General features: G+C 46.8%; 15 protein-coding genes. 7 read left to right on the top strand and 8 right to left on the bottom strand.

Annotated elements, in window-relative coordinates; translation table 11 throughout:
* Window position 1 precedes the first annotated feature (1 nt).
* The 4 genes from rfbB to F3I09_RS11815 all read right to left on the bottom strand — a co-directional run bounded on the left by rfbB (window position 2) and on the right by F3I09_RS11815 (window position 4,566).
* Window positions 2-1,057: a dTDP-glucose 4,6-dehydratase gene (gene rfbB, locus F3I09_RS11830; RefSeq protein WP_149695229.1), complete on the bottom strand. Its 1,056-nt coding sequence runs from the start codon at window positions 1,055-1,057 to the stop codon at window positions 2-4.
* Between the two features lie 92 nt (window positions 1,058-1,149).
* A complete protein-coding gene (locus tag F3I09_RS11825) occupies window positions 1,150-2,088 on the bottom strand; it encodes a UDP-glucuronic acid decarboxylase family protein (protein WP_188133771.1) in 939 nt (312 codons plus the stop codon).
* Between the two features lie 28 nt (window positions 2,089-2,116).
* The gene (locus tag F3I09_RS11820; protein ID WP_149695228.1) at window positions 2,117-3,430 is read right to left on the bottom strand and encodes a UDP-glucose/GDP-mannose dehydrogenase family protein; all 1,314 of its coding nucleotides are present in this window, start codon (window positions 3,428-3,430) and stop codon (window positions 2,117-2,119) included.
* Window positions 3,427-4,566 (bottom strand): DegT/DnrJ/EryC1/StrS aminotransferase family protein, encoded by a 1,140-nt coding sequence (locus F3I09_RS11815; protein ID WP_149695227.1) that lies wholly within the window; start codon window positions 4,564-4,566, stop codon window positions 3,427-3,429. Before F3I09_RS11815 ends, F3I09_RS11820 begins: the two co-directional genes overlap by 4 nt.
* A gap of 106 nt (window positions 4,567-4,672) precedes the next feature.
* On the opposite strand from F3I09_RS11815, the gene F3I09_RS11810 reads away from it, so the two are divergent.
* Window positions 4,673-5,941, top strand: coding sequence for a 3-deoxy-D-manno-octulosonic acid transferase (locus F3I09_RS11810; protein WP_149695226.1), 1,269 nt, complete (start codon window positions 4,673-4,675; stop codon window positions 5,939-5,941).
* On the opposite strand, the gene F3I09_RS11805 is transcribed toward F3I09_RS11810, so the two are convergent.
* Window positions 5,911-6,873, bottom strand: a complete 963-nt coding sequence (locus tag F3I09_RS11805; RefSeq protein WP_149695225.1) for a hypothetical protein — start codon at window positions 6,871-6,873, stop codon at window positions 5,911-5,913. The two genes, F3I09_RS11810 and F3I09_RS11805, sit on opposite strands and share 31 nt — an antisense overlap.
* 128 nt (window positions 6,874-7,001) lie before the next feature.
* Between F3I09_RS11805 and F3I09_RS11800 the strand changes: the two genes are divergently transcribed.
* A complete protein-coding gene (locus F3I09_RS11800; RefSeq protein WP_149695224.1) occupies window positions 7,002-7,574 on the top strand; it encodes a thymidine kinase in 573 nt (190 codons plus the stop codon).
* 74 nt (window positions 7,575-7,648) lie between these two features.
* Here the strand turns inward: F3I09_RS11800 and F3I09_RS11795 are convergent, their stop codons facing one another.
* The gene (locus F3I09_RS11795; RefSeq protein ID WP_149695223.1) at window positions 7,649-8,125 is read right to left on the bottom strand and encodes a GtrA family protein; all 477 of its coding nucleotides are present in this window, start codon (window positions 8,123-8,125) and stop codon (window positions 7,649-7,651) included.
* 60 nt (window positions 8,126-8,185) lie between these two features.
* On the bottom strand, window positions 8,186-9,670 hold the full coding sequence (gene accC / locus F3I09_RS11790) for an acetyl-CoA carboxylase biotin carboxylase subunit (protein ID WP_149695222.1): 1,485 nt from the start codon (window positions 9,668-9,670) through the stop codon (window positions 8,186-8,188).
* A gap of 39 nt (window positions 9,671-9,709) precedes the next feature.
* Between accC and F3I09_RS11785 the strand changes: the two genes are divergently transcribed.
* The 4 genes from F3I09_RS11785 to F3I09_RS11770 all read left to right on the top strand — a co-directional run bounded on the left by F3I09_RS11785 (window position 9,710) and on the right by F3I09_RS11770 (window position 12,832).
* A complete protein-coding gene (locus tag F3I09_RS11785; protein ID WP_149695221.1) occupies window positions 9,710-10,375 on the top strand; it encodes a heme exporter protein CcmB in 666 nt (221 codons plus the stop codon).
* A 91-nt stretch (window positions 10,376-10,466) separates the two neighbouring features.
* Window positions 10,467-11,129, top strand: coding sequence for a cytochrome c biogenesis protein CcsA (gene ccsA / locus F3I09_RS11780; RefSeq protein ID WP_149695220.1), 663 nt, complete (start codon window positions 10,467-10,469; stop codon window positions 11,127-11,129).
* Window positions 11,126-11,377: a CcmD family protein gene (locus tag F3I09_RS11775; RefSeq protein ID WP_149695219.1), complete on the top strand. Its 252-nt coding sequence runs from the start codon at window positions 11,126-11,128 to the stop codon at window positions 11,375-11,377. Before ccsA ends, F3I09_RS11775 begins: the two co-directional genes overlap by 4 nt.
* Window positions 11,378-11,413: 36 nt before the next feature.
* Complete coding sequence (locus F3I09_RS11770; RefSeq protein WP_149695218.1) at window positions 11,414-12,832, top strand: Glu/Leu/Phe/Val dehydrogenase; 1,419 nt, start codon at window positions 11,414-11,416, stop codon at window positions 12,830-12,832.
* A 227-nt stretch (window positions 12,833-13,059) separates the two neighbouring features.
* On the opposite strand, the gene F3I09_RS11765 is transcribed toward F3I09_RS11770, so the two are convergent.
* A complete protein-coding gene (locus F3I09_RS11765; protein WP_149695217.1) occupies window positions 13,060-13,503 on the bottom strand; it encodes a type I restriction enzyme HsdR N-terminal domain-containing protein in 444 nt (147 codons plus the stop codon).
* Between the two features lie 235 nt (window positions 13,504-13,738).
* On the opposite strand from F3I09_RS11765, the gene F3I09_RS11760 reads away from it, so the two are divergent.
* Window positions 13,739-14,509: an AMP nucleosidase gene (locus F3I09_RS11760; protein WP_149695216.1), complete on the top strand. Its 771-nt coding sequence runs from the start codon at window positions 13,739-13,741 to the stop codon at window positions 14,507-14,509.
* Window positions 14,510-14,512 lie beyond the last annotated feature (3 nt).

The following is a 14,512-nucleotide window of genomic DNA, read 5'->3' as shown; positions in this document are numbered from 1 at the left end:
GTTATCTCTTTTGATACTGCTCACTGTAATAATCCTGGTACGCTCCGCTGGTCACATGTTCCAGCCATTCTTCATTGGCGAGGTACCATTCCACTGTTTTTTCAAGACCTTCTTCAAACTGGAGGGAAGGCTCCCAACCCAGTTCTTTATTGAGCTTAGTGGCATCAATAGCATAACGCAGGTCATGGCCGGCGCGGTCTTTTACGAAAGTGATCAGTTTAGCAGAAGTACCTGGTGCACGCTGAAGTTTTTTATCCATGATAATGCACAGCAGGTTAATAAGGTCAATATTTTTCCATTCGTTGAAGCCACCGATGTTGTAGGTTTCTCCTACGCGGCCCTTATGGAAAATAGTATCTATTGCTCTGGCATGATCTTCCACAAACAGCCAGTCACGTACGTTCTCACCTTTACCATATACCGGCACCGGCTTATTGTTCTTGATATTGTGAATGGCCAGCGGAATTAATTTTTCCGGGAAATGATTTGAGCCGTAGTTATTGGAGCAGTTGGATATAACAGCAGGCAGATGATAGGTGTGGTAATATGCCCTCACAAAATGATCTGAACTTGCTTTGGAGGCAGAATAAGGTGAACGGGGATCATACGCAGTCTCTTCGGTAAAGAGACCGTCTTCTCCCAGGCTGCCATATACCTCATCGGTTGACACATGATAGAACAGCTTGCCCTCATAGTTGTCTTTCCAGTATTTCCTGGCGGCGTTCAGCAGCACAGCAGTTCCCATCACGTTGGTCCTGATAAAGGCCAGCGGATCCATGATGGATCTGTCCACATGACTCTCGGCAGCCAGATGGATCACACCATCGAACTTATAAGTAGCAAACAGTTCGTCGATGAATGCTTCATCAGTAATATCGCCCTTCACAAATTTGTAATTGGGCTGATCCTTGATGTCCTTCAGGTTTTCAAGATTACCGGCATAGGTTAATGCATCCAGATTGATGATCTGGTAATGAGGGTAGTTCTTTACAAACAGCCTCACTACATGAGACCCAATAAATCCTGCGCCACCGGTGATTAATATGGTGTTGTGCATAATGATTATTTAATTCCGGGCTAAAATTACGAATTGCGGATGAACCTTTATCTAACCAGTTTTAGGAGTAAAGGCTCATCCGCCGTCCGGAGCTATTTATTAAGAGCTTGTTTGAAATACTCATAAGTGATCTTCAGCCCTTCTTTCCTGTCCACTTTCGGCGCCCAGCCCAGTAATTCCTGTGCTTTGGTAATATCCGGTTTTCTCTGTTTCGGATCATCTTTCGGAAGAGGCTGATAGATAATCTTTTGTTTGCTGCCTGTCAGCGCCAGGATCTCCTCTGCGAATTCTTTCAGGGAGATCTCGGCAGGGTTGCCGATGTTCACCGGAAGGTGATAATCACTCAGCAGCAGGCGGTAAATACCATCCACCAGGTCAGACACGTAACAGAAAGAGCGGGTCTGGGAGCCATCACCAAAAACGGTGAGGTCCTGACCTGTCAGCGCCTGACTCATAAAAGCAGGCAGTGCTCGTCCGTCATCGAGGCGCATACGCGGACCGTAGGTATTAAAGATCCTGATGATCCTTGTATCTACACCATGGAAATTGTGGTAAGCCATGGTGATGGATTCCATGAAGCGTTTGGCTTCGTCATACACACCGCGCGGACCTACCGGGTTCACATTACCCCAGTATTCTTCCGTCTGCGGATGTACTGTCGGATCGCCATATACTTCGGAAGTGGACGCCACCAGGATACGCGCCTTTTTTTCCTTGGCCAGTCCCAACAGGTTGTGAGTACCCAATGAGCCTACCTTCAGTGTCTGGATAGGCATTTTCAGATAGTCGATAGGGCTGGCGGGAGAAGCAAAGTGTAAAATATAATCCAGGTCGCCTGGTACATGTACGAATTTGCTTACATCATGATGGTAATATTCAAATTCCTTTAAAGGAAAGAGGTGTTCTATATTTTTAATGTTGCCGGTCAGGAGATTGTCCATGCCTACAACACGGTATCCTTCTGCGATAAAGCGATCACACAGGTGTGACCCCAGGAAGCCGGCCGCGCCGGTAATCAGTACTCTTTTCATTTCGATAGGCATTGATGAAGTGTGATAATTAGTTAGTTGCAGCAGCACGTCCGACGCTTTCGTAGTGGAAACCCAGTTCAGCCATACGGGATACGTCAAACAGGTTCCTTCCGTCGAATATAAGTTTGTTTTTGAGAGAAGCGCCTATCTTATCAAAATCAGGGGTTCTGAATACGCTCCATTCTGTTGCAATGACCAGGGCGTCTGCATTTGCGAGGCATTCGTACTGGTTGGAAGCATATGTTACTTTATCGCCGATAAGGCGTTTCACATTTGCCATTGCTTCAGGGTCAAACACGGTTACAGTCGCTCCCGCAGCCCGCAGGGCATCTATCATGTATAATGCCGGCGCTTCGCGGATATCGTCTGTATTAGGTTTGAACGCCAGTCCCCAGAGAGCGAAATGTTTACCTTTCAGTTCATCCTTGAACCATGCGTTGATCTTTGGCATGAGGAACAATTTCTGCCGCTCATTCACATCCATCACTGCCGTCAGTATTTTGAACGCGTAATCTGCATCTTCGGACGATTTAACCAGCGCCTGCACATCTTTCGGGAAGCAGCTGCCACCGTAACCGATGCCGGGGAACAGGAAACGTTTACCGATCCTGTCATCGCTGCCCACACCTCTGCGCACCATATCCACATCAGCACCGAGTTTCTCACACAGAATGGCAATTTCATTCATGAAAGAGATCTTGGTAGCCAGGAAGGAGTTAGCCGCATATTTGGTCAGTTCAGCAGATTTCTCATCCATGAAAAGTATAGGGTTACCCTGACGTACGAACGGTGCAAACAGGTCTCCCATCACTTTACGTGCTCTTTCAGAACGGGTGCCGATCACTACACGGTCTGGTTTCATAAAGTCGTCTACCGCCACTCCCTCACGCAGGAACTCAGGATTGGATACTACATCAAAAGGATGTTTACAGTGCTTTGCAACGGTGGCCTGTACCTTTTCGGCAGTGCCTACTGGTACAGTACTTTTATCAACTATCACTTTATAATCTGAGATGAGTTTTCCCATTTCATCGGCTACACGCAGTATATAGGAAAGATCTGCAGAGCCATCTTCTCCCGGAGGAGTAGGCAGGGCCAGAAAAATCACTTCCCCATGTTTTATACCATCAGCAAGGTTGGTGGTAAAATGGAGACGTTCTTCCTTCAGGTTACGCTCGAATAGTTTTTCGAGTCCTGGTTCATAGATGGTGATTTGTCCGTTGGACAGTTTGGCGACCTTGTTAGCATCGATATCAACGCAAACAACATCATTGCCTGTTTCTGCGAAACAGGTCCCGGTAACTAATCCTACGTAGCCTGTGCCTACTACTGTAATTTTCATTTGGAGTTATGATTTATGAATGATTTAACTGAATCAATAATGTGCTGTAGCTGATCTGCATCCATTTCAGTATGGATCGGAAGTGAAATAACCTTTGAGGTAAGGTTGTCAGTAACAGGAAGATTGAACTCAGCGCCACCAAAGCTTGCAAACATTTTCTGGCGGTGAGCAGGCACGGGATAATAAATCATTGCAGGCACCTGACGTTCCTGCAGGTATTGTTGTAACGCATTGCGGTCAGCGCCATTCAGCTGCAGTGTATACTGATGGTATACATGATAACAGTTGCCAGCTCTGTATGGAGTAGTGATCTGAGGAATACCCGCAAATCCGGCATCATAAGCATCCGCTACTGCGCGGCGCGCTTTAATATATTCATCCAGCAAAGGAAGCTTGATATTCAATACAACCGCCTGCAGTGTATCCAGACGGGAATTTACGCCTACTACATCATGGTAGTAACGGGCTGATTGTCCGTGATTGGCGATCATTCTTATCTTGGCGGCCAGCGCATCATCATTGGTGAAGATGGCACCGCCGTCACCGTAACAACCGAGGTTCTTGGAAGGGAAGAAGGAAGTACATCCTATCTGCCCTATGCTACCCAGCTTTTTGGTAGTACCGTCAGAAAAAGTATAATGTCCGCCTATGGCCTGTGCATTATCTTCAATGACAGGAATATTGTATTTCCTGGAAATCTCCATGATAGGCTCCATTTCTGCACTGTGACCATACAGGTGTACAGGAACGATCGCTTTTGTTTTTGGTGTAATGGCCTTTTCCACCTGCGCTGGATCGAGGCAGAATGTTTTAGGATCTACGTCCACAAATACAGGTTTCAGCTGTAACAGGGCAATTACCTCCGCAGTAGCAATGAAAGTGAAGGATGGCGTGATCACTTCATCTCCCGGTGCAAGGTCGAGCGCCATCATGGCTATCTGCAGTGCATCGGTACCGTTAGCGCAGGGAATGACATGTTTCACACCGAGATAACCCTGCAGTGCATTGGTGAATTGTTGTACTGGTGCGCCATTAATAAAAGCTGCATTATCGAGCACTTCAGTCATCGCAGCATCTACCTGCGGCTTTATTTTCAAGTATTGGCGTTTTAAATCCACCATTTGAATAGGAACCATGTGTGGGATAGATATTTTGTTTAAAGTGAGCAAATTTACAAAAATTGACATAGGAAGGGCAGTATCTTTGCAGCCGATCTAAAAAACAGTAAAAGTACCTTCAGGCATGCCGGTAAGCACCATCATATACGATCTGGGAATAAGAGGATATAAAGCAGGAGTGGCTCTGGCCGCTGCTACAGGCAATGTCAAGGCCCGGCGATGGCTGGAAGGGCGCCGCAACTGGAGGGCAGAGCTGGAACAGCACCTGTCCGGTGCCGGTCCCATCGTTTGGGTGCATGCCGCCTCCCTGGGAGAATTTGAACAGGGGCGGCCTGTTCTGGAAGCGATCCGGCAGCAGTATCCGCACTGTAAGATCCTGTTGACCTTTTTCTCGCCCTCAGGTTATGAGGTACGTAAAGACTATCCAGGTGCAGATTACGTATGCTATTTGCCGTTGGATACACCACGAAACGCAAGGGATTTTACCCGTATCGTAAAGCCGGCCCTTGCTATCTTTATCAAATATGAGTTCTGGTACCATATGCTTACCAGCCTTTACCGGGAAAAGGTGCCGGTACTTCTTATTTCGGGCATATTCAGGCAGGGACAGCCTTTCTTCAAGCCCTATGGCGGCATGTTCCGCAAACTCCTGCAACAGTTCAGCTACATCTTCGTACAAAACAGGGAGTCTATGTCCCTGCTGGAACAGATTGGCATCCAACATACAGCTTTAGCGGGCGATACCCGTTTTGACAGGGTCTGGGCCCTGCAGGAAGAGGAACGCACCCTGCCAGGCATTGGCGCATTTATCCGTGACCGGCAGGCCATTATTGCCGGAAGCACATGGGAAACTGACGAATCATTGCTGGTGGCCTGGTGGAAGAAACAGCCGCATGAAGGACCTTGTCTAATCATTGCTCCGCATGAAATAGACGCTGCTCACATCGGTAAATTACAGGGATTGTTCCCCGAAGCAATAAGATATACGGAGTGGATAAAAACAGAAAATAAGCAACCGGGGCGTGTATTGCTGATAGATAATGTGGGGATGCTGTCAATATTATATCGCTATGCAGCGGTTACTTATGTAGGAGGAGGCTTTGGGAAAGATGGTATTCACAATATACTGGAACCCGCTACCTATGGCAAACCCGTATTGTTCGGGCCTGTGTTCCACAAATACCCGGAAGCTGCGTCGCTGATCGCTGCAGGCGGAGGCATTAGTATCCATGACCTGGGTACCTTTGATACACAGATGGGAAGGCTGTTGCAGGATGAATCAATCCGCTTGCAAACAGGCGCCAATGCTAAAAACTATGTGGCTGAGAACAAAGGAGCTACAAGTAAGATACTACAGTATATTCAGGAAAAACGTTTCTTGACAAGATTGTAGAACTGCCTTACAGTACGGTTATCGTCCACCCATCCCTGACGGATCTTTAATTCCCTTTCAATCCAGTATTCTGCTTCCTGGAGAGAATTCAGCTCGTTGATGGTCTTGACAGAACGTTCATAAGTATCCACATCACCACGGAACAATTCCTGGATGAACTGGAATTTATCGTTGATCCCGATAGCCTGACGCAGGTCTTTGACAGGAATCTCATTGAAACGGTCAGCAATCTCTGTCTGTGCCTGTTTCAAGCGATCATTGAGTGAAGGCGTGTTCTGGGCTACCAGTTGATTCAGCTCTTTCAGTTCCTTGTGAACACCGTTGGTGTCCGGCTTTTTCTCAACATTGCCAGGAGTAGTACTAACCGGTTGCGGCGTTTCCTCATTACTATAGATGGTAACGAACGCCGGTTTCCTGTCTACTGGAGTCTGTTCCGTTTGTTGAGGTACGGGAGCAGGAGCTGTAGCCGTGGACGGATATGAAGTAGCGCCGTTAGTAGCTGCAAACGTAGCCGGAGTAGTATTTACAGGAGCAGCGGAAGTCCCGTTCACCGTGGCGGCAGGTGCCGAAGCCGGTTTGGGGAGTGACGTGTTCTGCAACGGTAATGTCAAGGTTGGGGCCTCCGCAGTCGCAAGTGCTGCTGCAGGCGCCGCCTGTTTATTTTCCGGTGATGTTTCTCTGGATGATGTTGTTACAGGGACTTCCACAATAACAGTGGCCGGAGTTGCAGTGGTTGTCAGAGGTGTAGAAGGCATAATCACTGCAACATGGCTGTCCTGCCTTTGTTGCACGCGTTCCTGGTCTCGTTGAAGATTCCTTGCGTGCAGGATCTCTGCCTGTAACAGCTGTACATAGTAAGAGATTGACTGCAGCCCAGCGTTTGAATTCTTTAATTCCTGTAACTTATCAATTAATGCACTTATTTTTTCCATAGCAGTAAAAAAAATAAATTGAATGCAAAATGCGTTCCATGCCTTAATTGTTAACGCGATATGGGGGAATTTATTTTATTTGCATAAAGTTAGCGCATTTTAATTAACTGTTAATCAAATACTAAAATATGTTTATTGAACCTTCTCTAGCAGGAGGGCGAAGGGGGTGGATAGAAGTGATCTGCGGCTCAATGTTTTCCGGGAAGACGGAGGAATTGATCAGAAGATTAAAGCGGGCCCGGATAGCCAACTTAAAAGTAGAGATTTTTAAACCGATGATAGATACGCGTTACGATGTGCAACACATTGTATCTCATGATGAAAGCCGTATCATCAGCACACCACTGGAAAATTCCCAGCAGATATTGCTCCTGGCACAGGAAGTGGATGTTGTAGGTATTGATGAAGCACAGTTCTTTGATGGTGAGTTGCCTGAAGTCTGTGACCAGCTGGCGTTACGTGGCATCAGGGTAATAGTGGCAGGACTGGACATGGATTACCTGGGCAAACCCTTCGGCCAGATGCCTTTCCTGCTGGCAAAGGCGGACTATATTACCAAGTTGCACGCTATCTGCGTGAAATGCGGCAATATCGCCAATTACTCTTACCGTAAAACGAAAGAAAAAGGCACTGTACTTCTCGGAGAAACAGATCTGTACGAACCGAGGTGCAGGCATTGTTATTATAATAATGTAGAATAATACAAAAGGCCGTATCAAAATATCTGATACGGCCTTTTGTATTACGCCTATAAATTTTATTACTCTTCCCTCTATTACCCTTCCTTCACTTTAAACGTAAATTTCTTCTGTGTCAGATAGCTAAAGCCTACTACAAAGATGGTTGTCAATATTTTAGAGATAGTTGGGTAGATAAGCAGATATTCTACGAATAGTTTCATAAATCCATAGTTCAGACAGATACAAATACCTACCAGCATAAAATAGCGGATCAGTTGCACCCTGCCTCTCAGGTTGGATTCAGAAAAAACAATGTATTTACTCAGCAGGAAACCTGTAGGGAATGTAACCGTCATGGCCATGAACAGTGCGGCAATATGCGGACTGATGGTCAGGAAAGTGAAATGCACAGGTTTTTCAATCAGGATGTAATGGTAGCTGATGTAATACAATAGGATATCCATCGCCGTATTGCCGCTGCCGCAGGCGAGATAGCGGAAAGTTTGCAAAGGCATCAGCTTCGCAAAGGGCTGGTAAAAAAAATCTAATACGAATAAAATGAACCTTTTCATAAAATATTTGTACAGCAACAAAACTAGTTAGTTTTACCGTTACTGTACTGCGCTTTTATATTATCTTAACAATTTCCTGTTCTTCCAAAGTTTTTGCTGCTGGTTCACAGGTTGTTGTCTGACCCTCCGCTGTTGCTCCTGCCATACCTGTACAGCCAGTATAGCCGCGGCTTTTGCGGCTTCAGGGTCTGTACGGTCCAGCGATTGCGGCGTAAAGTACTTTCCGATAAAATGAGTGTCAAAAGCGCCGTTAATAAATGCAGGCTGCTGCAGCGCCCAGCTACCGAAGGGTAGTGTAGTGCGGATGCCTTTCACATGATATTCACTGATGGCACGTAGCAGCCGTTCCCTGGCCTCTTCCCGGTCGGCTCCCCAGGCAATCAGTTTGGAGATCATAGGGTCATAATAGATGGGAATATCCATTCCCTGCTCATAACCGTCGTCCACCCGGATGCCATATCCCTGCGGACGTACATAGGTAGTGAGTGTACCCGTGTCCGGTAAGAAATTATTGGCCGGATCTTCCGCACAGATGCGCAATTCGATGGCATGTCCGTTTATTTTGAGGTCGGTCTGGCTGAAGGCAAGCTTTTCGCCCCTGGCCACCCTGATCTGCTCTTTGACCAGGTCCAGGCCTGTGATCATTTCAGTTACAGGATGTTCCACCTGCAGACGGGTATTCATCTCCAGGAAATAAAACTGCAGATTTTCGTCTACGAGGAACTCAACGGTACCTGCTCCATAATACTGGCAGGCACGGGCCACATCTAATGCACACTTCCCCATCGCTTCCCTGATCTGGGGTGTCAGGCAGGATGAAGGCGCTTCTTCAATCAGTTTCTGGTGTCTTCTTTGTATAGAGCACTCACGCTCAAATAGATAGACGTAATTGCCATGCTGATCGCCCAGTACCTGGATCTCAATATGCCGGGGGGCACCTACATATTTCTCAATAAATACTGCATCATCCCCAAAAGCACTCATCGCCTCACTTTTAGCCAGTCTGACCTGTTCTTCCAGTTCATCAGCGCTATTGACCACCCGCATACCCTTACCACCACCACCTGCGGATGCTTTGATCAGGATAGGGAATCCGGTCTTTTTCACTACTTCCCGCGCCTCGTCGATACTGCGCAGCGGCGTTTCTGTACCGGGTACCATGGGAACGCCAAACCGTTGTGCTGCCTGTTTGGCCGCCAGCTTGCTGCCCATTACCTCAATAGAAGACGGACTGGGACCAATAAAAGTAAGTCCGGCATCCTTCACCGCCTGTGCAAAGCGGGCATTCTCACTGAGAAAACCATATCCGGGATGGATAGCATCTGCCCCCGTCTGCCGGGCTGCGCCCATGATCTTATCTGTCAGCAGATAGGACTGGCTGGAAGGGGCCGGGCCGATGCACACCGCTTCATCTGCATATTGCACAAATGGCATGGCGCGGTCTGCCTCGGAATATACAGCTACGGTTGCGATGCCCATTTCCCTGGCGGATCGCATGATCCGCAGTGCAATCTCACCACGGTTGGCTACCAGTATTTTTTTCATGGAAGCGAATATAAGTGATTCTCCTATCTTTGCGCCAACATGAAATCTAGTGCCTTCCGACAAACCATTACCCTGGTAAAAAAGGACATCCTGCTTGAATTACGGCAGAAATATGCCTTTTACGGTATCCTCTTATATATAATATCTACCGTATTTGTGATTAACCTGATGGTCAGTAAGCCGGAAGAAAAGATCTGGAATGCACTTTTCTGGGTAGTACAGTTGTTCGTAGCAGTTAATGCCATCGCCAAAAGTTTCCTGCAGGAGAACAGGGGGCGTCTCCTGTATTTCTATTCCCTGGTGCATCCCCGCAGCTTTATAGTGGCCAAACTGATCTACAATATCATACTGATGTGCGTCATGACGCTGATCACGATCGTGTGCTGTATGATGTTCCTGGGCAATCCCGTTACCAGTTTCCTGTATTTCATGGGAGTGAGCCTGCTGGGAGGCATCAGCCTGTCCCTGCTCTTCACTATGCTGGCTGCTATTGCGGCCCAGGCCAACCAGAATGCCGCATTGATGGCTATTATGGGATTCCCCATTATGCTGCCCCTGCTTATGCTGCTGTCTAATATTGCCAAATCCTCCTTCATTACCGTATATCAACCCGGATTGCCCAAAATGTTCCTTATGTTAGGAAGTATGGACATTCTTATTATCGCTTTGTCCCTGGTATTATTCCCTTTTTTGTGGAAAGATTAACAACTGCTACCCGGATGACGGGAAACAGGTTACTGAATTTTGTGATTAGTGATAAAACGTGTAGGTTTGCCCCCAATATAGTTGGTTTAAAATGGCAAAGCATTGGTGGAAAGCTCTGACGGTATTGATCCTTGTTTATGTAATCATACGGGGATTTACGATTGAGATACCGATAATCGGCACAAACGGGCAATCTTCCCGGGGCCTTTTCTTTCACGTTCCTATGTGGATGTGCATGTACACCATGTTCACTATCTCTGTAGTCAATTCCGTTCTTTATCTCGCTAAATACGACCTCCGTAGAGATGTATATGCCAGCGCAGCTGCTAATGTAGGTGTGTTTTATGGCATTCTGGGTTTCGCAACAGGTACGCTGTGGGCCACCTACACGTGGGGAGGTTCTTTCACCAGCGATCCCAAACAGATGCTGACCGCTGTAGCGCTCATGATCTATATGGCTTACCTTGTACTGCGCCTGTCCATCCCGGACATCGACAAGCGCGCCAGGATCTCTGCCGTGTTTAACGTTTTCGCATTCGCTTTGTTGATTCCCTTAACGTATATCATCCCGCGTATGGTAGATTCCCTTCATCCCGGAAGCGCTACCACGCCAGGATTTGCATCCAGTGACACTGACAACCATATGAAAGAGGTGCTTTACCCTGCATTTATTGGTTGGGTTTTGTTAAGTGTCTGGATCTATACCCTGCTTGTACGGTACAAAAAATTAGAGCTAAAAAATATTTTTAAATGATCAACAAAGCGTTTTCTTTCTGCTGTACCTGCTTACTGTTACTCGTTTCTCTTTTCGCTAATGCGCAGGAAAACCAGAACCAGAATACGGAGACAGGGCCTGTAAACGAATTTTTCCGCAGCAATGGCAAGATATATGTTATAGTAGGAGTGTTACTGATCATCTTTATCGGCATTGTGATATTTTTGATAGCGCTCGACCGGAAGATCTCCAGGCTTGAAAAACGGGATAACTTGCATAGCAAATAAGTCCAACTCTACATATTTATACCAAAACAATTGTCTATGGCGCAAGAGCAACATTATGACTTCTTTAAGAGCGTAGAAAGAAGTTTTGACAAAGCCGCAAAATTCACGAAATGGGAAAATGGGATTCTTGAACAGATCAAGGCCTGTAATGCTGTGTACCAGATTAAATTCCCGGTACGCATCGGGGACAAGATCGAAGTAATAGAAGCCTACCGCGTTCAGCACTCTCACCACAAACTGCCCTGTAAAGGTGGTATCCGTTTTAGCGATGCCGTTAACCAGGATGAGGTAATGGCATTGGCTGCCCTCATGACCTACAAATGTGCTATCGTAAACGTTCCTTTTGGCGGCGCCAAAGGAGGTATCAAGATCAATCCACGTAACTATTCCCCATTCCAGTTGGAAAACATTACCCGCCGTTACACAGCGGAACTGGTAAAAAAGAATTTCATTGGTCCCGGTGTGGATGTTCCCGCTCCTGACTATGGTACAGGTGAAAGGGAAATGAGCTGGATCCTCGATACTTACATGAGCCTCCGTCCGGGTGAGATCGATGGTTACGGTTGTGTAACCGGTAAACCGGTTTCCCAGGGTGGTGTGCGTGGCCGTAAAGAAGCCACTGGTCTTGGCGTGTTCTTTGGCTTGCAGGAACTCTGTAACATCAAGGAAGATATGAAACGCATCGGTCTCGAACCTGGCATCATCGGTAAAAAAGTGATCGTACAGGGTATGGGTAATGTGGGTTACCATGCCGCTAAATATTTCCACGAAGCAGGCGCTATCATCGTAGGCCTGATAGAATGGGATGGCGCCTTGTACAGCGAAAAAGGCCTGGATCCTGATGCCGTGCTGAAACACAGGGCTGAAACAGGTTCCATTATCAACTTCCCGGGTGCAAAAACAATGGGCGCAAATGGAGAAGGTCTGGAAATGGACTGCGATATCCTGATACCTGCTGCGCTGGAGAACGTGATCCACAAAGAGAACGCCCCGCGTATCAAGGCTAAAATAATCGGTGAAGGCGCTAACGGCCCTATCACTCCTGAAGCAGATGAGATCCTGAACAAGAAAGGTGTGATCGTAGTACCTGACATGTTCCTCAACGCCGGCGGTGTGACCGTTTCTTACTTCGAATGGTTGAAAAACCTCAGCCACGTGCGTTATGGCCGTCTGGGAAAACGTTTCGATGAGAATATGAATATCCACATTCTGGGTGTAATCGAAGACCTCACCGGTAAATCAGTATCAGAAAGAGAAAGGAAATTCATCGCACATGGTGCTGATGAAGTTGACCTGGTATATTCCGGCCTGGAAGAAACCATGCATGCTGCACTGCACGAAGTGCGTACCATCATGGTAAATCACCCGGATATTCACGATATGCGTACCGCCGCTTATGTATGTGCAATTGATAAAGTGGGAGCAGCCTATGACCAGTTAGGTATTTTCCCTTGATCTTTGTATCAATATAAAAGTTTACAAAAGAGGGTGTATCTTTGCTGGATACACCCTCTTTTTATATTATGTTCTCTCTTTTAGTGTTGTTTTAAGTCCAACTCAAGTCCACCTCATCTCCACCTTAAATCCACCCTTACTTCATGTGTATAAGGTCTATACTACAGGGTTTTGCAGGAGTGTCTTCATGTAGCAGGCTATCGAAATCAAGCGATGTTAAAATACCATCAGAGATGCACGGGTAACTGTGCAATGAACTGCCATTGTTGTGCATCCACCATATGCTGGCAGCAGAATGTATGCACCCCATTGGTAATGACCAGGTAAGCCGTTGGCAATACCATATGATAACGGACGATTTGTTCCAGTGTGGTTTGGCTAAGCGGCACATCCATTTCCTTACATTCCACGATCATCCAGGGGCGCATATCCCTGCTGTAAACTACAATATCACAACGCTTCCGTAGCTCTCCCAGGTATATTTCCTTTTCTATACCAATCAGTGAAGCAGGGTAGCCAAGAGTGCTTACCAAATAATTGAGAAAGTTCTGCCGCACCCATTCCTCTGGTGTCAGCACCACATACTTTTTACGGAAACGGTCAAAAATGAGCGTTTTGCCGTTCTCCTGTACAATTTTGAAATCCGGTGCCGGAAACTCAATAGCGATCATTCCACAAAGATAAATGATAGATTCCCTTTACGGATAAGCTATACCGGCACTGTATATCCTCCTGATCTATATAGGAACGGCGCTGTACTCCCTGCATCAGATCTGTAAAAAGGGCTGTAATGCTGCAATAAGGGGCCTGTATGATATAGATATATGCAGGACATAACACATGGATAACACTACAGGAAGGGCCGGAGATCGGAGATTTTTCCGTATATTCGTTTGCCAAAAGGCTATGAAGACAAAAGAAGACATTGTAGCTAACTGGCTCCCGCGCTACACAGGAGAAAAGCTGGAGAATTTTGGTTCCCACATCCTCCTCACCAACTTTAGTAATTACCTCACTTATTTTGCGGAATGGCATAACACCGAAATTATAGGTGCCGGAAAACCTATGCAATGTGCCACTGCCGATGACATCACCATCATTAACTTTGGAATGGGAAGTCCCGGCGCTGCAACTGTAATGGACCTGCTCAGTGCTATCCATCCGAAAGCGGTGTTATTCCTTGGCAAATGCGGAGGGTTGAAGAAAAAGAACAATATCGGCGATCTGATACTCCCCATTGCTGCCATACGGGGTGAAGGTACTTCCAACGATTATTTCCCTGCTGAAGTGCCGGCGTTACCGTCCTTCGCGCTGCAAAAAGTGCTCTCCACCACTATCCGTGAATATGGTTGTGATTACTGGACAGGTACCTGCTACAGCACTAACCGCAGGGTATGGGAACATGATATAGAATTTAAACGCTATCTTGAAAAGATCAGGGCAATGGCCATCGATATGGAAACAGCCACCATCTTTTCTGTTGGCTTCTTTAACAAGATCCCTACCGGCGCCTTATTGTTGGTTTCCGACCAGCCGATGATCCCCGAAGGAGTAAAAACAGAGGAAAGCGACAGGAAAGTGACCACCGAATATGTGGAAAGGCATATCCGGATCGGTATTGACTCTCTGAAAAATCTGATAAACAGTCACCAGACAGTGAAGCACCTGCGGTTCTAATAC

The sequence above is a fragment of the Chitinophaga sp. CF418 genome (genome assembly GCF_900142925.1).
Classification (GTDB): domain Bacteria; phylum Bacteroidota; class Bacteroidia; order Chitinophagales; family Chitinophagaceae; genus Chitinophaga.
The sequence above is the reverse complement of the archived record's forward strand: the minus strand, read 5'-3'. Positions and strand labels throughout refer to the sequence as shown.